The organism is Aquicoccus sp. SU-CL01552, from assembly GCF_040365005.1.
Taxonomy (GTDB): Bacteria; Pseudomonadota; Alphaproteobacteria; order Rhodobacterales; family Rhodobacteraceae; genus Antarcticimicrobium.
Map to the genome: position 1 here is coordinate 40,240 of NZ_BAABWV010000011.1, position 17,497 is coordinate 57,736.

The following is a 17,497-nucleotide window of genomic DNA, read 5'->3' on the forward strand; positions in this document are numbered from 1 at the left end:
TGCGCACCGCTATTCGGATGCGCGCAAATAATCGGCGTCGCTGACCTGCTCCAGCCAGTCGGCGGCGCTGTCGCCCTGCTTCTCCTGGATCGCCAGGTGCACCATCGCGGTGTCGGGCGCGGCGCCGTGCCAATGCTCTTCTCCCGGTGGAATCCAGACGGTGTCGCCGGCGCGGATGCGACGCGGCGCGGCGTCGCGCAGCGCGACCAGCCCGGACCCGGACAGCACGTGCAGCGTCTGGCCCAGCGGGTGGGTGTGCCATGCGGTACGCGCGCCGGGCGCAAAGCTGACCCGCAGGGCGTTGACGCGGGCCGGCTCCGGCGCGTCGATCACCGGGTCGAAGCTGACCGTACCGGTAAAGTAATCGGGGTTCGGGCCGGTGGTCGGGCGGCTGCCCACGGGGTGGATATCCATCATGCGCTCCGGGTCATTTCGGGTGTGTCGGTCAGAAAAAGGGCCCCGAACGGGGCCCTTTGCAGTTTCGGTCGCGGGTTCACTCGGCCCAGCTGACCGCCGTCAGGTCGGTGGCCTGGGTCGGCGCATTGACCCACAGGCCCTGCACCCCGGCCTTGGCGACACTCAGCATCGCGAGCTGGAACAGGTATCCGTTGACGTAATCGTCGGCGATGATTTTTTGTGCGTTTTGCAGCAACTCGGTCCGCTTGGCCGGATCGGTGGTCGCATCAAGTGTGGTCATCACCTCCTGGAAGGCAGGGTTGTCATACTGGAAGTAGTAATCCGGCCGAGCATAGATGCCGATGTCCATCGGCTCGGTATGGCTGACGATGCTCAGACCGAAATTCTTGCCGCGGAACACGGTTTCCAGCCATTGCGCCCATTCCACGTTGACGATCTCGGCCTTGATGCCGACCTGGCCCAGCTGCGCCGCGATGATCTCTCCGCCGCGTCGCGCATAGGAGGGCGGCGGCAGGTGCAGCGTGGTCTCGAACCCGTCGGGCAGCCCGGCCTCGGCCAGCAATTTTTTCGACAGTTCGGGGTCAAAGGCCGATTGCCCGGTCAGGTCGACATAGGCCGGGTTGTGCGGCGCAAAATGGGTGCCGATCGGGGTGCCATAGCCGAACATGGCGCCGTCGATGATTGCCTGCCGGTCGATGGCATGGGCCACCGCCTCACGCACCTTGACGTTGTCAAAGGGGGGCTGCTTGTTGTTCATCGCCAGGATGGTCTCGCCCTCGGTCGAGCCGACAAGCACCTGGAACCGCGGATCTGCTTCGAACTGCGGCAGGTTCTCCGGCGCCGGGAAGCTGATGAAGGCATCCACGTCCTCGGCCATCACCGCGGCAAAGGCGGCGGTCGGATCGGAGATGAACTTGAACGTCGCCTCGTCAAGCTTGGCCGGGGTGCCCCAGTAATCGGGGTTCTTTTCCAGCACGATCTTGTCGCCCTGAACCCATTCGGAGAACTTGAAGGCGCCGGTACCCACCGGCGTCTGCTTGATGGTCTCGATGCTCTCGGGGGCCACGATCACCGCGTCGCCCCAGGCCATGTTGAACAGGAAGCTGCCGTTCGGTTCGCTCAGGGTGACCTTGACGGTCAGCGGATCGACGACGGCAACGTCGCTGATCCCGGCGAACAGTGCCTTTTGCGCGTTGGCGCTGTCCTCGGCACGGGCACGGTCCAGGCTGAACTTCACGTCCTCGGCGTCCATCGTGGTGCCGTCGTGGAACATCACCCCCTCGTGCAGGTGAAAGGTATAGGTCAACCCGTCCTCGGAAATCGCCCAGCTCTTGGCCAGGCCGGGCACGATCGAGCCGTCGCCCATGAACCGGGTCAGCCCCTCGAACACGTTGGCATAGAGCACGCTGTCGATGGCTCCTGCGGCGGCGCTGGTCGGGTCAAGGTGCGGCGGTTCGAGCTGCATCGCCACCGTGATGTCGGATTGCGCCAGCGCCGCCCCGGCGCCCAGCGCGGTGCTCAGCGCGACGGCAGAGGCGAGGCCTCGGAAAAAACGGGTGTGTTGCATATGGGAGTCCTTCCTGTCTGTCCTGCCCGCTTCGGGGCTGTCACCGGGAGTGTCCCCACAAATTCGTCCGATGATCAAGGGGGGTTGATCGGCGGGCATGTTGGCGCAATCAGGGTGGATCAGAGCAGCAGGGGTTGGTATCCCCCGCTCACCCAGCCGCCCATGGGCCCGGCCCGGCGGCGCCACACAGAACGAGGACGATGAGCGCAACCGCCTCTCCCCCGGCCGTGACGACCGATGACATCCGCGCCCGCAAGGGCGGCGATCCTCGGCCCGTGCACGTGTTTTCCGACCAGGCAAAGGGGGCCGCGACATGACCCCGCCCATCCTGCGCAAGCTGGCCGAGATGCGGGACCATACCGCGCGCTGGCGGGCCGAGGGCGCCCGCATCGGCGTGGTGCCAACCATGGGCGCGCTGCATCGCGGGCACCTGTCCCTGGTCGAGGCCGCCAAGGCCGAATGCGACCGGGTGGTGGTCTGGATCTTCGTCAATCCCAAGCAGTTCAACAGCCCCGAGGATCTCGAGAATTACCCAAGGACCGAGGTCGAGGATGCCGGGAAACTGGCCCCCTTTGCCGTCGATGCGGTCTATGCGCCCGACGTCGACCAGGTCTATCCGGACGGCTTCGCGACCAACGTGTCGGTCTCGGGCCTGACCGATGTGCTCTGCGGCGCGCATCGGTCGGGACACTTTGACGGGGTCGCCACGGTGGTCAGCAAGATCTTTCTCCAGACCGGCGCGGATCGGGCCTATTTCGGCGAAAAGGATTTCCAGCAATTGCAAGTGGTGCGCCGCATGGCCCGCGACCTGGATATCCCGATCGAGGTCATGGCCTGTCCCACCGTGCGCGAAGCCTCGGGCCTTGCCATGTCGTCGCGTAACCTGCGGCTTTCCGAGGGCGGGCTGGCGCAGGCGGCGCAGCTTTACCCGGTGCTGCGTGACCTGGCGGCCGAACTTGCCGATGGCGCCCGGTTTCCACCGCTGGCCGAGCGCGCCCGCGCCCGGCTGATCGAGGCCGGGTTCGACGAGGTGGACTACCTGGAGCTGCGCGACGAAGCAGCGCTGCAGGCGCTGGACCACCCCGACCGGCCCGCACGGATTTTCGCCGCGGCCTGGATCGAGGGTGTGCGCCTGATCGACAACCTGGCGGTTCCGGCGGCCGTGCCCGAAGGGGCCTGACAGGGCATCCACGGACCTTGGTTCGAAGCAGGATGGATTGGCTCAACGCCGTCCCGACGCGCGTGCGGCACACGTGCGGATCAGGCGCGCCCGAATTCTGCAGGCGTTGAATTGCGATTCCAACGGCGCACTTGCCAACCTGCGGCGCGCAACCGGCACCATCCGACGACAGGGACACACCCTGTCACGGGAAACCACCCAACCCATTGAAAAGAGTGGTGAGCCGTGCAGGGTTCGAACCTGCGACCCACTGATTAAAAGTCAGTTGCTCTACCAACTGAGCTAACGGCCCACTCTCGCGGCGTCCGGGGCTGCCCGTCGCCGTGATGCTCTCTAAGCCAAATGACCCGGAAGGATCAACGCCTAAATTGCACCCCGGCACGGGAAAATTTCGTCCCCGGCGTCCGGTTGGCGGCCTACCTAGAAAAGCCGCGCTGGGGGGTCAAGCCCAAAACGCACCGAATATGACCACGGGGCCGGATTCTCTGGATTCCCGACGCGCGCATCGTTATATGCCCGCCATGATACAGCGCGCGGAAACCGGATTGCCCTTCATGAAGATGCACGGGCTGGGCAATGACTTTGTCATTGTCGATGCGCGCACGCGCGACGTGCCGCTGTCTCCTGCCCTTGTCACGGCCATCGCGCATCGGCAGTTCGGCGTGGGATTCGACCAGCTCGCGGTGATCGCACCGGGGGCCGAGGGGGCCGACGCGCATCTGGTCTTCTACAACGCCGACGGCTCCACCTCGGCGGCCTGTGGCAATGCCACCCGCTGCATCGCCCGCCACCTGATGGCGGAGGGGGGCCAAACCGAACTGACCCTCACCACCGAACGCGGCACGCTTTACGCGCGCGATGCGGGCGATGGGCTGACCTCGGTCAACATGGGGCAACCGCAACTGGACTGGGCCGAGATCCCGCTTGCCCGCGCGATGGACACGCTGGAACTGCCGATCGAGGGCACCCCCACCGCCACCGGTATGGGCAACCCCCATTGCACCTTTTTCGTCGACGACGCCGAGGCGGTCGAGCTGGAGGCGCGCGGCGCCGAGATCGAGCATCACCCGCTTTTCCCGCAGCGCACCAACGTGCAATTCGCCAGCCTGATCGGCTCCGACCAGCTGCGCATGCGGGTGTGGGAACGCGGCGTGGGCGTGACGCTGGCCTCCGGCTCCTCCTCCTGCGCCACAGCCGTCGCGGCGGCGCGGCGCGGGCTGACCGGGCGCCGGGTCACCCTCACGCTCGATGGCGGCACGCTGCAGGTCGATTGGCGCGACGACGGGGTCTGGATGACCGGGCCGACCATGCATGTGTTCAGCGGCACGCTGACGCGCGATTTCCTGGATTCGGCGGAATGAGCGCGCCAAAGTTCACCACGCTGGGCTGTCGCCTCAACACCTATGAGACCGAGGCGATGAAGGAACTGGCGGCCGAGGCCGGCCTGTCTGACGCTGTGGTGGTCAATACCTGCGCCGTGACCGCCGAGGCGGTGCGCAAGGCCCGGCAGGAGATTCGCAAGCTGCGCCGCGACAACCCCGAGGCCCGCATCATCGTCACCGGCTGCGCCGCCCAGACCGAGCCCGAGACCTTTGCCGCCATGGCCGAGGTCGACCGCGTCATCGGCAACACCGAAAAGATGCAGCCCGAGACCTGGGCGCGCATGGGGCCCGATTTCATCGGCGAGACCGAGCGTGTGACGGTCGATGACATCATGAGCGTGACCGAAACCGCCGGCCACCTGATCGACGGGTTCGGCACCCGCAGCCGCGCCTATGTGCAGGTGCAGAACGGCTGCGATCACCGTTGCACCTTCTGCATCATCCCCTATGGGCGCGGCAATTCGCGCAGCGTGCCCGCCGGCGTGGTGGTGGACCAGATCAAGCGCTTGGTAGGCAAGGGCTATAACGAGGTGGTGCTGACCGGTGTCGACCTTACCTCATGGGGCGCCGACCTGCCGGGGGAACCACGGCTGGGCGATCTTGTGATGCGGATCCTGAAACTGGTGCCGGACTTGCCGCGGCTGCGAATCTCTTCGATCGATTCGATCGAGGCGGACGAGAACCTGATGCAGGCCATCGCCACCGAATCGCGGCTGATGCCGCATCTGCACCTGTCGCTGCAGCATGGCGACGACCTGATCCTGAAACGGATGAAGCGGCGCCACCTGCGCGACGACGCGATCCGGTTCTGCGAAGAGGCACGGCGGCTGCGCCCCGGAATCACCTTCGGCGCCGATATCATCGCCGGATTTCCGACCGAAACGCAGGCGCATTTCGAAAACTCGCTCAAGCTGGTGACCGACTGCGACCTGACCTGGCTGCATGTCTTTCCCTATTCCCGGCGCGAAGGCACGCCGGCGGCCCGGATCCCCAACCAGGTCGATGGCAATGTGGCCAAGGCCCGCGCCGCCCGGTTGCGCGCAGCGGGCGCGGCGCAGGTGGCGCGCCATCTCGCGGCGCAACTCGGGGCAACCCATCGCGTGCTGATGGAAAACCCGCACATGGGCCGGACCGAGCATTTCACCGAGGTGGATTTCGCCACGCCCCAGCCCGAGGGGCAGATCGTCACCGCCCGCATCACCGGCCAGACGGAAACCCGCCTGACCGCCGAGGTCTAGGGTCTATTCCGCCGCCTGCCCGCGCTTGGGGAGCACCCAGCCGGGACGGGGATAGTGGCAAGTATAGCCGTGCGGATGTTTCTCCAGGTAATCCTGGTGCTCTTCCTCGGCCTGCCAGAAATCACCCACCGGCGCCAGTTCGGTCACGACCTTGCCGGGCCAGAGGCCGGAGGCCTCGACATCCGCGATGGTGTCCAGCGCGACCTGTTTCTGTGCCTCATCCACGTAGAAGATCGCCGAGCGATAGCTGAGCCCGATGTCGTTGCCCTGCCGGTTCACCGTGGTGGGATCATGGATCTGAAAGAACAGTTCCAGCAAATCGCGGTAAGAAATCACCGAGGGATCAAAGGTGATCTCGATCCCCTCGGCATGGGTGCCGTGGTTGCGATAGGTGGCGTTGGGCACATCGCCGCCGGTATAGCCGACTCGGGTGCCGATCACGCCGGGCTTCTTGCGAATCAGGTCCTGCATGCCCCAGAAACAGCCGCCCGCCAGAACGGCGCGTTCGGTCTTGCTCATCTCTCAGCCCTCCACTTGGTCAAGATACTCGCCATAGCCCTCGGCCTCCATGTCGTCGCGAGGAATGAACCGGAGCGAGGCGGAATTGATGCAATAGCGCAGCCCGCCCCGGTCGCGCGGCCCGTCGGGGAACACGTGCCCCAGGTGACTGTCGCCATGGGCCGAGCGGACCTCGGTCCGGATCATGCCGAGCGAGCCATCCTGAAGCTCGGCGACATTGGCCGGCTCGACGGGCTTGGTGAAGCTCGGCCAGCCGCAGCCGGATTCGTACTTGTCGGACGAGGCGAACAGCGGCTCGCCCGAGACGATGTCGACGTACAATCCGGGCTCCTTGTTGTACAAGAGCTTGCCGGTGCCGGGCCGTTCGGTGCCGGCCTCCTGGGTGACGTAATATTCCTCGGGCGACAGTGCCGCGATGGCATCGGGGTCCTTCTGGTATCGGGTCATGGTCGGCCTCCTGCGCGTCTTTGATGTATTAGATGGTCCTGTTTCGCCAAATGCAAAGGGCGATCACACCGGCGTGTCAGCTTTCGGCGGCGGCGACGGGTTTCACCGGCGCGGGCTGGCGCGACAGTTGCACCGCGAGGATGCCGGCGGTGACGATCAACACCCCCACCACATCGAGCGGTCCGAGCCTCTCACCCAGCAGCAGCGCCGCGACGGCCACGCCGAACACCGGGTTGAGAAAGTGAAAGGTCGCCGCCCGCGTCGCCCCGATCCGGTGCAGCAACACCACCCAGACATAGGTCGCCGCCAGCCCCGGCACCAGCGTGGTATAGGCAAAGGCCGCCACCAGCCGCGGGCTGAGCGTGACGTGAATGGTCTCGGTCAGCGGGGCGGCAACGAACAGGATGGCCGAACCGACCAGCATCTGCAGCCCGACCACCATCATGAAGTTCCCGCCCGAGGTGGCGCCGCGCACCGCCATCGTGGCAAAGGCCAGCGCCAGCGCCCCGATGCCGCAGAGCATCACCCCGTAGAGGTCGACACCGGCCCCGATCCGCGTGCCCATGATCAACCCGACCCCGGCAAAGCCGGCGGCCAGCCCCAACACGCCCAGCGGCCGCAGCTTTTCGCCCAGCAACAGCCAGCTTGCCAGCGCCACCAGCAGCGGCATGGACGAGGCGATGATCGCCGCCAGCCCGGCCTCGACTGTCTGCATGGCAATGAAGTTCAGCCCGAGATAAAGCGCGTTCTGGCAGATGCCGAACAGCAGGGTGGCGTACCATTGGCTACGGCTCAGCCGCCAGCTTTGCCCCATAGCCCGCGCGATCAGCACCCCCAGCAGCCCCGAGATCAGGAAGCGCAGCGCCAGCGAGAACAGCGGCGAGGCGTCGGCGACGATGATCCGGGCCGAGGTAAAGGCCGAGGACCACATGAAGGCAAATGCCAGCCCCATGGCGATTGCGCGAATATCCATTACCTGTCCCTGTCCCTGCCGGTTGCTCGGGAAAATGGCTAGACGCGGCACGCGGGGAAGACAAGGGGCGGCCAGAGGCGGAAACGACATGAACGCGCAGGCCCCTGTCGCGACCCTGTCCCGTGCTTAGGCGGTCTTGCGCAAGACGAGGAAGGTCATCATGCCCAGCGGCGGCAGGTGGGTGCGCTCCTCCTCCACCAGGTCGGGTTCGCCCAGCACCCTCTCGATAGCGAAATCCGAGTGCCAGCCCAAGACGTTGGCAAAGGGCGCCGAGACCCGCTCCAGCGCCGCGAGCGGTCCCCTGGTCCGCTTGAAGTGATTGGTGATCACCACCCGGCCGCCCGGCTTGCAGACGCGGGCGATCTCGGACATCACGCGCTCGGGCTCGGGCACCACAGACAGCACGTGCATCGCCGCCACGGTGTCGAAACAGGCCTCGGGAAAGTCCAGCGCACGGGCATCCATCTGACGCAGATCGACCACCTGCCGCAGCCCCATCTCCTGCACCTTGGTGCGGGCCTTTCCCAGCATCTCTTCGCTGAAATCAATGCCGGTCACCTTCATGTCGGGGCGGTAATGACCCAGCGACAGCCCGGTGCCCACGCCCACCTCGAGCACGTGCCCGGCGGTGGAATTGATATAGCCCACCGCGCGGCGCCGGCCGTCGTTGGTGATCGCCCCGAAGGTCTTGTCATAGATCGGCGCCCAGCGCGCGTAGGAGTTTTGAACGGCCTTGATATCCAAAGGATCACTCTTCGTTGTTCTTTGAGCGGCGTTTCGAGACCAGCGCCCAGAGGATCATGGCCACATAGGCCAGGCACAGGACCACCAGCGTGGTCCAGGCATAGGTGAGCACACCGGCCGCCACGAGGGCGAAGCCCACGAGAAAGAACTTCACGTTCTCGCGCGAGATTTTCGTGGTCTTGAACGACCATGTGGGAATGCGGCTGATCAGCAGCAGCCCGATCAGCACGATGTAAACGCACAACACCGCATCGGGCAGCTGCGGCGCGGCGGGAAAGGCAAAGGAGACGATCATCGGCATCAGCACCAGCAAGGCGCCGGCCGGCGACGGTACGCCTGTGAAATAGGCGGCCTCGGCCTCGCGGTCCTCGGACTTGGCCGAGACGTTGAACCGGGCCAGCCGCATGACGCAGCAGACCGCATAGATCATCACCGCCAGCCAGGCGGCGTTGCGCGTGTCCTGCAGCGCCCAGAAATACAACACCAGCGGCGGCACCACGCCGAAATTGAGGAAATCGGCCAGCGAATCCAGTTCGGCGCCCATCTTGCTGTCACTGCGCAACATCCGGGCGAGCCGCCCGTCCAGCCCGTCGAACACCCCCGCCACCAGGATGAGGCGGACCGCCAGCGAATAATCGCCGTGCACCGCGAAACGGATCGCCGACAGCCCGGCACAGATCGCCGCCACAGTCAGCATGTTCGGCAACAGCTGGATCAGTCCGATTTCCGACCGGGTCTTTTCAGGGGAGTCCGTCATCGTGCGCCTTCTATGCCGGGTCGGAGAGATGCAGGTCGGCCAGAACGGTTTCACCGGCGATCATGGTCTGTCCGATCCGCACCTGCGGTTCCACCCCCTCGGGAAGGTAGACATCCAGCCGCGAGCCGAAGCGGATCAGCCCGAACCGTTCGCCGGTGGCCAGCTTGGCGCCGATCTCGGTGAAACAGACAATGCGGCGGGCCACCAGCCCGGCGATCTGCACCACGGCGATCGAGCGCCCGTCCTCCATGCGGATCGCCAGGCTGTTGCGCTCGTTGTCGACGCTGGCCTTGTCGAGCGAGGCATTGAGGAACTTGCCCGGGCGATAGGCGATGGCGGTGATCTCTCCCGAGACAGGGAGGCGGTTCACGTGGCAGTTGAACACGCTCATGAACACGCTGACACGGGTCAGTGGCTGATCCGGCAGCCCCAGTTCCGCCGGCGGAACCGCCGGCTCGATCAGCGACACGATGCCGTCGGCGGGGCTGACGATCAGCCCCTCGCGTTCGGGCGTCACCCTTTCCGGATCACGGAAAAAGTAATAGCACCAGACCGTCAGGCCGACGCCGATCCATCCGAGGACATCGGAGATCAGGAACAGGCCGAGCGTGACAGCGGCAAAGATGGCGACGAACCGGATGCCTTCTCGATGCATCGGCTTGATGAAGGTGCTGAGCATCTGCATGGTCGGATTTCCCCCGGTCGATATGTGTGACACTCATAGGGTGAACAGGCGCGCTTGCAAAGGGCTTGTGTCCGGGTGCGGCCCCGGCGCGACAATCCTTGCCGACCGGTTTGGAGCGGGACGACGCCCCTTGAACAGACCCTAATGCACCATGATTCCGGTCCGCTTGGCCTTTTCCTCGGGCTCCACGTGGATGGTGATCACGCTGCCGGGCAACAGAACCTCAAGCGCGGCCTCGACCCGATCGCAGACCTCATGTGCCGTGTTCACGGTCGCCTCGCCAGGCACCACCAGGTGAAACTCGACGAAGGTCGCGCTGCCGGCCTGGCGGGTGCGCAGGTCATGCGCCTGATAGGCGCCGGTCGCCGCCTCGGCGATCACCTCGCGGATCTCTTCCAGCGTGTCTTCGGGCAGCGCCTCGTCCATCAGCCCGCCGAACGACTGGCGCATGACGCCCCAGCCGGACCACAGGATGTTGAGCGCCACCAGCACCGCCATCAGCGGATCCAGCCAGGGCAGGCCGGTCAGCACCGCCGCGACCAGCCCGACGATCACCCCGACCGAAGAGACCACGTCGGCGCGCAGATGCTTGCCGTCGGCGACCAGCGCCGGCGACCGAAGCCGCCGCCCCTGGCGGATCAGGACCATCGCCCAGAGCGCATTGAGAACACTGGCCAGCCCGTTGATCGCCAGCCCGGCAAACGGCGCGGCGATCATGCGCGGGTCATGGAAGGCGCCCCAGGCCTCGCGCAGGATCATCAGGGCGGCGATCACGATCAGCGCCCCCTCGAGCACGGCGCTGAACAGCTCGGCCTTGTGGTGGCCATAGGGGTGGTTGGCATCGGCGGGGCGGCTGGCGTAGCGGACCGCGACCAGCGCCGCCAGGGCGGCGGCGACATTGACGATGCTTTCCAGCGCGTCCGACAGCAGCGCCACCGACCCGGTCAGGTGCCAGGACAGCAGCTTGATCCCAAGAACGGCAATACCGACCAGCAGGCTGCCCAGGGCGAGTTTGGTGGCGGAGATCACGGCGCGGCGGGTCCTTCTGGCATCGGCGGCGGGGTAGACCGGGCGCGGCGGCGGATCAAGCCGCCCGATCCTGCCTGCGGCGATCCGCGCGGCGCGGAAACGAAAAAGGGCCGCCCGGTCCGGCGGCCCTGTCGCAACTGGTACGGCGCAACCGCTCAGGCGTTGACGCTGTCCTTGAGTGCCTTGGCGATGGTCATCTTGACCACCTTGTCGGCCTCTTTCTTGAACTGTTCGCCGGTGGCGGGGTTGCGCACCATGCGCTCCGGACGCTCACGGCAATAGATCTTGCCGACACCCGGCAGGGTCACCGCACCACCGCCCGACACTTCGCGGGTGATCAGGTTGGTGATCGCGTCCAGTGCCGCGCCGGCGGCCTTCTTGTCGGCGCCCATTTCCTCGGCCAGTGCGGCGACGAGCTGGGTCTTGGTCATTGGTTTTGCCATTTTTTCTGTCTCCTTCGTCTGCCCTATCTTGGGCCTCATCGCGTGAGTTTAGCGTTATTTTGTGGGTGAACACAACGCGTAGTGGCGTGATCCCGCCCCGATTCGAGCGATATTTGCCTGTTTTCGCCCTTACAGGAAAGGGGTTTCGTCGAAAGAGCGCAATTTCCGGCTGTGCAACCGCTCCAACGGCATCGTTCGCAGGCGCTCCATCGCCCGGATTCCGATGTTCAGGTGGCGCGAGACCTGGGTCTTGTAGAAGTCGGAGGCCATGCCGGGCAGCTTCAGCTCGCCATGCAGGGGTTTGTCCGACACGCACAGAAGGGTGCCATAGGGCACCCTGAACCGATAGCCATTTGCGGCGATGGTGCCGCTTTCCATGTCGAGCGCGATGGCCCGGCTCTGGCTCAGCCGCTGCACCGGGCCGGACTGTTCGCGCAGCTCCCAGTTGCGGTTGTCGAGCGTGGCGACGGTGCCGGTGCGCATCACCCGCTTGAGGTCGTAGCCCTCCAGCTCGGTCAGTTCGGCCACCGCCTCCTGCAGCGCGACCTGGATCTCGGCCAGCGCCGGGATCGGCACCCAGACCGGCAGATCGTCGTCCAGCACCTTGTCCTCGCGCAGGTAGGCATGGGCCAGCACGAAATCGCCCAGCGCCTGGGTATTCCGCAGGCCCGCGCAATGGCCGACCATGATCCAGGCATGCGGGCGCAGCACCGCGATATGATCGGTCGCGGTCTTGGCGTTCGACGGGCCGACCCCGATGTTGACCAGCGTGATGCCGCCGCCATCGGGCCGCTTCAGGTGAAACGACGGCATCTGCGGCAGCTTGTCCGCCGATAAGATCGGTGCGGCCGGATCGGTGATCTCGGCATTCCCAGTGCTGACGAAACTGCTGTAACCGCTGTCGGGATCGGCAAGCTGCGCGCGCGCGAACGCCTCGAACTCGCTGACATAGAACTGGTAGTTGGTGAACAGAACGTGGTTCTGGAAATGCTCGGGGTCGGTCGCGGTGTAATGGGCCAGCCGCGCCAGCGAATAATCCACCCGTTGCGCGGTAAAGGGGGCCAGCGCCCCGACTCCGTCGGGCGGGGCGTAGGTGCCGTTGACGATATCGTCGTTGGTGGTGTTGAGGTCCGGCACGTCGAAAACGTCGCGAAGGATGAAATCGGTCGCCCCCTCCTGCGGGACCGTGATCGCGGCATCGTTGGACACCGCGAAATGCACCGGCATCGGGGTATCGGACAGACCGATGGTCACCGGCACCCGGTGGTTTTCCAGCAGCAGACCGATCTGCTGGATCAGGTAGTTGCGGAACAGGTCGGGGCGGGTGATCGTCGCCGCATAGGTGCCCGGCGACGGCACGTGACCGAAGCTGAGCCGCGTGTCGACCTGCGCATGGCTCGTGGTGGTGAGGCGAACCTCGGGGTAATAGGCGCGAATGCGGGCCTCGGGGGCGCCTTGCGCCATCACCTCGGCAAAGCGGGCGCAGAGGAACGCCACCGCGCCGTCATAGAGCTGTTGCAGCCGGTCCACCGCCGACACCGCGTCGGTGAACCGCTCCGGCGCGGGGGCGTCGGGCGCGAGCAGAGCGGTCATGATTGTGGCTCTAACAAGTCGATTTTCTCGAACTTCCGCACGTCGACCAGCCCGAGGTCCGAGATCCGCAGTTCCGGGATCACCACCAGCGCCAGCAGCGAATGCTGCATGTAGGCGTTGTTCAGATCGCACCCGCAATCGCGCATTGCCTGCATCATCCGCCCGGCCTTGGCGGCCACCTCCCGCGCGGGGGCATCCGACATCAGCCCGGCAATCGGCAGTTCCACCAGCGCCAATTCCTGCCCGTCGCGGAACACGGTGACGCCGCCGCCGACCTCGGCCAGCCGATTGGCAGCCAGCGCCATCTGTTCCCGGTCGGTGCCCACCACGATCATGTGATGGCTGTCATGGGCCACGGTCGAGGCCATCGCCATCCGCCCCTGATACCCGAAACCGGAGACAAAGCCGTTGACCACACCGCCGGTGCCCCGGTGCCGTTCGACAAGAGCGATCTGGCACACCTCGCCCTCGCCCTCGACCAGCCCGTCGCGAACCGGAAGATCGGCCTGCAGCGCCTTGGTCGGAGCCTGGTTCTCGATCACGCCGATCACGTTGGCGCGGGCGGTATTGGCCCCCTCGGGCGCGGTGATCTCGAAATCCGCATCGGTCAGCACGTGGCCCAGGTGCACCGTGCCCCGGGCACTGTCGGGCCAGTCGAAATGCGGACAATCCACCTTGATAGAGCCTGATTCTGCCACGATCCGGCCACGCGCGATCACCAGTTCGATCGGCAGTTCGCGCAGGTCGGAGGACAGGATCACGTCGGCGCGCCGCCCGGGTGTCAGCGAACCCAACTCGCGCTCCAGCCCGAAATGGGTGGCGGTGTTGATCGTCGCCATCTGCAGTGCGACCAGCGGATCGCAGCCGCAGGCGATCGCGTGGCGCACCACCCGGTTCATATGGCCGTCCTGCACCAGCGTGCCGGAATGGCTGTCATCGGTGCAGAGGATGAAATTGCGCGGATCCAGCCCCTTTTCGGTCACTGCCGTGATCTGGCTTTCCACGTCGTACCAGGCCGAGCCCAGCCGCATCATGGAACGCATCCCCTGCCGCACCCGGGCAATCGCATCCGCCTCGCAGGTGCCCTCGTGATCATCGGCGGGGCCGCCGGCGACATAGGCGGCGAAATCAGGCCCTAAATCGGGCGATGCGTAATGCCCGCCCACGGTCTTGCCGGCCGCCTGCGTCGCCGCGATCTCGGCCAGCATCTTGGGATCGGCCGCCGCCACGCCGGGAAAGTTCATCATCTCGCCCAGTCCGATGATGCCGGGCCAGGTCATCGCCTCGGCCACGTCCTCGGGCGAAATCTCGTGCCCCGTCGTCTCCAGCCCCGGCGCGCTGGGCGCGCAGGAGGGCATCTGGGTCAAGACGTTGATCGGCTGCATCAGCGCCTCGTCATGCATGTAGCGCACGCCGTCCAGGCCCAGCACGTTGGCGATCTCGTGCGGGTCGGTGAAGATGCTGGTGGTGCCATGCGGGATGATCGCGCGGGCGAACTCCGCCGGGGTCAGCATGCCGCTCTCGATATGCATGTGCGCGTCGCAAAGCCCGGGGATCATGAAGCGCCCGTCGGCCTCGATCACTTGCGTATCCTCGCCGATGCAATAGGTGGCATCGGGCACGACGCAGGCGATCCGACCCTCGACGATGGCGATATCGTTGTCCGGCAGCACCTCGCGGCTGTGCACGTTGACCCACTGGCCGTTGCGGATGACCATGTCGGCGGGCGCGCGCCCGGCGGCGACGGCGATGAGGCGGGGGGCGCATTCGGCCCAGGTTTTCACGGTGTTCTGCTCCATGACGCACGTTGACACGGGATTTTTCGGCAATCAAGCTCACCCATCGTGAAGCTTTTTCGAAAGGTGTTTCAGATGGATCTTGAAACCGTTTCGGCCGAGGACTTCGGCCGATCCCTGCGGGGCATCGGGCTGAACCTGCTGGTGCGGGATGTTCGGGCCGAAATTGCCTTTTTAGAGACTGTTTTCGACGTCTCGTCCCACCGGGTCAGCGACGATTTCGCCATCCTGACGCTTGGCGATCAAATGCTCCAACTGCATGCCGATCACGGCTATCATTCCAACCCGCTGCTGTCGCTCCTGCCCGAGACCCCGCCGCGGGGGGCAGGGATCGAAATCAGACTCTATGATTGCGATCCCGACAGAACCGCCGCCCGCGCCGAACCGGCGGGAGGCACCCTGTTGCAGCCGCCCACCGACAAGCCCCACGGGCTGCGCGAAGCCTATATCCTGTGCCCGAACGGCTATGCCTGGGTGCCCAGCCGCCCGATCCCCGAACCCAAAGGGTGATGGCGCCGCTTTCCGCTGGCGCCGGACGCCCCGAAGCGGCAATCTGCGCCCGATCAAAGCAAGGAGCCTGACATGAGTGTGACCGACCTGCGCCCCAACCTGGAAAACTGGCCCGAGCGCGTGGACCTTGCCGCCGCCTTTCGCTGGACCGCGCGGCTGAACATGCACGAGGGCGTCGCCAACCACTTCAGCCTTGCCATCAACGCGGATGGCACCCGGTTCCTGATGAACCCCAACCAGATGCATTTCGCCCGCATCCGCGCCAGCGACCTGATCGTGGTCGACGCCAACGATCCCGAAACGCTGGCCGGCCCCGACGCCCCCGACCCGACCGCCTGGGGGCTGCACGGCGGGTTGCACCGGCACTGCCCGCATGCGCGCTGTGCCATGCATGTGCATTCGATCCATGCCACCGTTCTGGCCAGCCTCGCCGACAGTTCCCTGCCGCCGATCGACCAGAACTGCGCCACCTTCTTCAACCGCTATGTGATCGATGACGGGTATGGCGGGCTGGCCTTCGAGGACGAGGGGGAACGCTGTGCCGCGCTGCTCACCGACCCCAAGAAGAAGGTGATGATCATGGGCAATCACGGGGTGATGGTGATCGGCGACACCGTCGCCGAGACCTTCAACAGGCTCTATTACTTCGAGCGCGCCGCCGAGACCTATATCCGCGCACTGCAGACCGGACGGGAGCTGCGGGTGCTGTCCGACGCGGTGGCGGAAAAGACCGCGCGGGAGTTGGAGGCGTATCCCGAACAGGACACCCGGCACCTGTCGGAACTCAAGGCGATCCTCGACGCGGAAGGGTCGAATTACGCGAGTTAGAGCCTGTTTTCGAGCCGGAGGCCCAAGGATTTCAGGTCTCCGGCGGGGGTCTTTCCGGAAAGGACAAGAGCGGAGTCAGAAGCGCTCACCCCAACCGCGCCGCCGCCTCGGCCAGCACCTCGAGGCCGGCAACCAGATCGGCCTCGTCGGTGTCTTCCTCGAAGGCGTGGCTGATACCGCCGATCGAGGGGGTGAAGAGCATCGCCACCGGCATCAGCCGGGCAACGTTGGTGGCATCGTGCAGCGCGCCAGAGGGCATCTTGCGCCAGTTGCCCGGCGCCACCGCCTCGGCGCCCGCCTCGAGCGCCGCGCGCAGGGTCGCATCCATCGCCACCGGCTCCAGCCCCAGCATCGGGCCATAGCTCAGGTCCATGCCCTGTGCCTGCGCGATCTCTTCGGCGGTGTCGCGGATGATCCGCTCCATCCGGGCGAGGCGGTCGCTGTCACCGTCACGCCATTGCATCGAGAAGGTGGCGCGCCCCGGCACGATGGAAGAGGCGTTGGGATGCAAGCTGACATGGCCGATGGTCCAGACCGTCGCGGGGGTGACCACGTTGCAAAAGCGTGCGTTGATCGCCGCGTTGAAGGCCGCCACCGCCTGAAACGCGTCGCGGCGCAGGTGCATCGGCGTGGTGCCGGCGTGGTTCTGCTGGCCGGTGAAGGTGATGCGCATGTCGCGGATCCCGACGATGTCGGTCACCACGCCGACCTTTTCGCCGCTGCCGTCCAGCACCGGCCCCTGTTCGATGTGCATCTCGACGTAACCGGTGAAGCGCGCGGGGTCGATGAAATCGCCGGCCCGGTCGGCCATCACTGCGCGGGCCTCGGCAAAGCCGGTGCCGTCGCGGTCGGTCAGCCCGTCGGCCACCTCCAACGGGGTCGATCCGGCCCAGACCGCGCTGCCGGTGGTGACGCCGAAGCGGCCCTCTTCGTCCTCGAAGCTGACCACCGAGATCGGCGGGCCACCCGCCTCCTGCGCGGCGCGGGCGACCTCGAGCGCAGCGATCACCCCCAGCGCACCGTCGAGCCAGCCGCCCTCGGGCTGGCTGTCGCTGTGCGAGCCCAGCAACAGGGAACGCCCCTCGGTCAACCCGAAAAGGTTGCCGACCGGGTCGAAATGCGGTGTCAGGCCGGCCTGCTGCATCCGCTCGGCAAGCCAGTCGCGTGCCGCGATATCCGCCTTTGAATAGGCGGGGCGCACCACGCCCTTGCCCACGCCCGCCGCACCGAAGCCGCGCAGTTTGTGCAGATCCGCCAGGAACCGTTCCGCATCCACCTTCATCGCCAATCCTCCATCCGGGGTCGCCCAGACATCGCACGGCGGCGCGGCGGAGCAAACCGCAACTGCCGCTTGCGCGGGAAATTTTCCCCCCGCTCCCCGGCGCCTCC

18 protein-coding genes and 1 tRNA gene are annotated in these 17,497 nt (G+C 66.0%); 5 read left to right on the plus strand and 14 right to left on the minus strand.

The window, feature by feature from the left end:
- Window positions 1–9 precede the first annotated feature (9 nt).
- Complete coding sequence (locus ABWV23_RS13280) at window positions 10–414, minus strand: (R)-mandelonitrile lyase (RefSeq protein ID WP_353348505.1); 405 nt, start codon at window positions 412–414, stop codon at window positions 10–12.
- 79 nt (window positions 415–493) lie between these two features.
- Entirely contained in the window at window positions 494–1,984 is a 1,491-nt protein-coding gene (locus ABWV23_RS13285) for an ABC transporter substrate-binding protein (RefSeq protein WP_353348507.1), read from the minus strand.
- Window positions 1,985–2,297: 313 nt separating this feature from the next.
- Here ABWV23_RS13285 and panC point away from each other — a divergent pair, with 313 nt between their 5' ends.
- Window positions 2,298–3,164 (plus strand): pantoate--beta-alanine ligase, encoded by an 867-nt coding sequence (gene panC / locus ABWV23_RS13290; RefSeq protein WP_353348509.1) that lies wholly within the window; start codon window positions 2,298–2,300, stop codon window positions 3,162–3,164.
- Window positions 3,165–3,380: 216 nt separating this feature from the next.
- Here panC and ABWV23_RS13295 read toward each other — a convergent pair.
- A tRNA-Lys gene (locus tag ABWV23_RS13295) sits at window positions 3,381–3,456 on the minus strand.
- Window positions 3,457–3,676: 220 nt separating this feature from the next.
- Here ABWV23_RS13295 and dapF point away from each other — a divergent pair.
- The gene (gene dapF, locus ABWV23_RS13300; protein WP_353348511.1) at window positions 3,677–4,525 is read left to right on the plus strand and encodes a diaminopimelate epimerase; all 849 of its coding nucleotides are present in this window, start codon (window positions 3,677–3,679) and stop codon (window positions 4,523–4,525) included.
- On the plus strand, window positions 4,522–5,784 hold the full coding sequence (gene mtaB / locus ABWV23_RS13305; RefSeq protein WP_353348513.1) for a tRNA (N(6)-L-threonylcarbamoyladenosine(37)-C(2))-methylthiotransferase MtaB: 1,263 nt from the start codon (window positions 4,522–4,524) through the stop codon (window positions 5,782–5,784). The genes dapF and mtaB overlap by 4 nt, the downstream gene beginning before the upstream one ends.
- A gap of 3 nt (window positions 5,785–5,787) precedes the next feature.
- Here mtaB and msrA read toward each other — a convergent pair whose 3' ends face one another.
- The 10 genes from msrA to ade all read right to left on the minus strand — a co-directional run bounded on the left by msrA (window position 5,788) and on the right by ade (window position 14,692).
- The gene (gene msrA / locus ABWV23_RS13310) at window positions 5,788–6,303 is read right to left on the minus strand and encodes a peptide-methionine (S)-S-oxide reductase MsrA (protein WP_353348515.1); all 516 of its coding nucleotides are present in this window, start codon (window positions 6,301–6,303) and stop codon (window positions 5,788–5,790) included.
- Window positions 6,304–6,306: 3 nt separating this feature from the next.
- Window positions 6,307–6,750 (minus strand): peptide-methionine (R)-S-oxide reductase MsrB, encoded by a 444-nt coding sequence (gene msrB / locus ABWV23_RS13315; protein WP_353348517.1) that lies wholly within the window; start codon window positions 6,748–6,750, stop codon window positions 6,307–6,309.
- A 76-nt stretch (window positions 6,751–6,826) separates the two neighbouring features.
- A complete protein-coding gene (locus ABWV23_RS13320) occupies window positions 6,827–7,723 on the minus strand; it encodes a DMT family transporter (protein WP_353348519.1) in 897 nt (298 codons plus the stop codon).
- 126 nt (window positions 7,724–7,849) lie between these two features.
- On the minus strand, window positions 7,850–8,467 hold the full coding sequence (locus ABWV23_RS13325) for a class I SAM-dependent methyltransferase (RefSeq protein ID WP_353348521.1): 618 nt from the start codon (window positions 8,465–8,467) through the stop codon (window positions 7,850–7,852).
- A gap of 4 nt (window positions 8,468–8,471) precedes the next feature.
- A complete protein-coding gene (gene pssA, locus ABWV23_RS13330; RefSeq protein WP_353348523.1) occupies window positions 8,472–9,224 on the minus strand; it encodes a CDP-diacylglycerol--serine O-phosphatidyltransferase in 753 nt (250 codons plus the stop codon).
- 10 nt (window positions 9,225–9,234) lie between these two features.
- Entirely contained in the window at window positions 9,235–9,909 is a 675-nt protein-coding gene (locus ABWV23_RS13335) for a phosphatidylserine decarboxylase (RefSeq protein ID WP_353348525.1), read from the minus strand.
- A 141-nt stretch (window positions 9,910–10,050) separates the two neighbouring features.
- Window positions 10,051–10,935 carry a cation diffusion facilitator family transporter gene (locus ABWV23_RS13340; protein WP_502901655.1) on the minus strand — a complete coding sequence of 295 codons (885 nt, stop codon included), beginning with the start codon at window positions 10,933–10,935 and terminating at the stop codon, window positions 10,051–10,053.
- Window positions 10,936–11,093: 158 nt separating this feature from the next.
- The gene (locus ABWV23_RS13345; RefSeq protein ID WP_353348529.1) at window positions 11,094–11,381 is read right to left on the minus strand and encodes an HU family DNA-binding protein; all 288 of its coding nucleotides are present in this window, start codon (window positions 11,379–11,381) and stop codon (window positions 11,094–11,096) included.
- A gap of 129 nt (window positions 11,382–11,510) precedes the next feature.
- Window positions 11,511–12,974 (minus strand): AMP nucleosidase, encoded by a 1,464-nt coding sequence (locus ABWV23_RS13350; protein WP_353348531.1) that lies wholly within the window; start codon window positions 12,972–12,974, stop codon window positions 11,511–11,513.
- Window positions 12,971–14,692: an adenine deaminase gene (gene ade / locus ABWV23_RS13355; protein ID WP_502901656.1), complete on the minus strand. Its 1,722-nt coding sequence runs from the start codon at window positions 14,690–14,692 to the stop codon at window positions 12,971–12,973. Before ade ends, ABWV23_RS13350 begins: the two co-directional genes overlap by 4 nt.
- Before the next feature lie 153 nt (window positions 14,693–14,845).
- Here ade and ABWV23_RS13360 point away from each other — a divergent pair, with 153 nt between their 5' ends.
- Both ABWV23_RS13360 and ABWV23_RS13365 read left to right on the plus strand, forming a co-directional pair.
- The gene (locus ABWV23_RS13360) at window positions 14,846–15,280 is read left to right on the plus strand and encodes a VOC family protein (protein ID WP_353348535.1); all 435 of its coding nucleotides are present in this window, start codon (window positions 14,846–14,848) and stop codon (window positions 15,278–15,280) included.
- 72 nt (window positions 15,281–15,352) lie between these two features.
- Window positions 15,353–16,108: a class II aldolase and adducin N-terminal domain-containing protein gene (locus ABWV23_RS13365; protein ID WP_353348537.1), complete on the plus strand. Its 756-nt coding sequence runs from the start codon at window positions 15,353–15,355 to the stop codon at window positions 16,106–16,108.
- Window positions 16,109–16,193: 85 nt separating this feature from the next.
- Here ABWV23_RS13365 and ABWV23_RS13370 read toward each other — a convergent pair whose 3' ends face one another.
- Window positions 16,194–17,390, minus strand: coding sequence for a Zn-dependent hydrolase (locus tag ABWV23_RS13370; RefSeq protein ID WP_353348539.1), 1,197 nt, complete (start codon window positions 17,388–17,390; stop codon window positions 16,194–16,196).
- Window positions 17,391–17,497 lie beyond the last annotated feature (107 nt).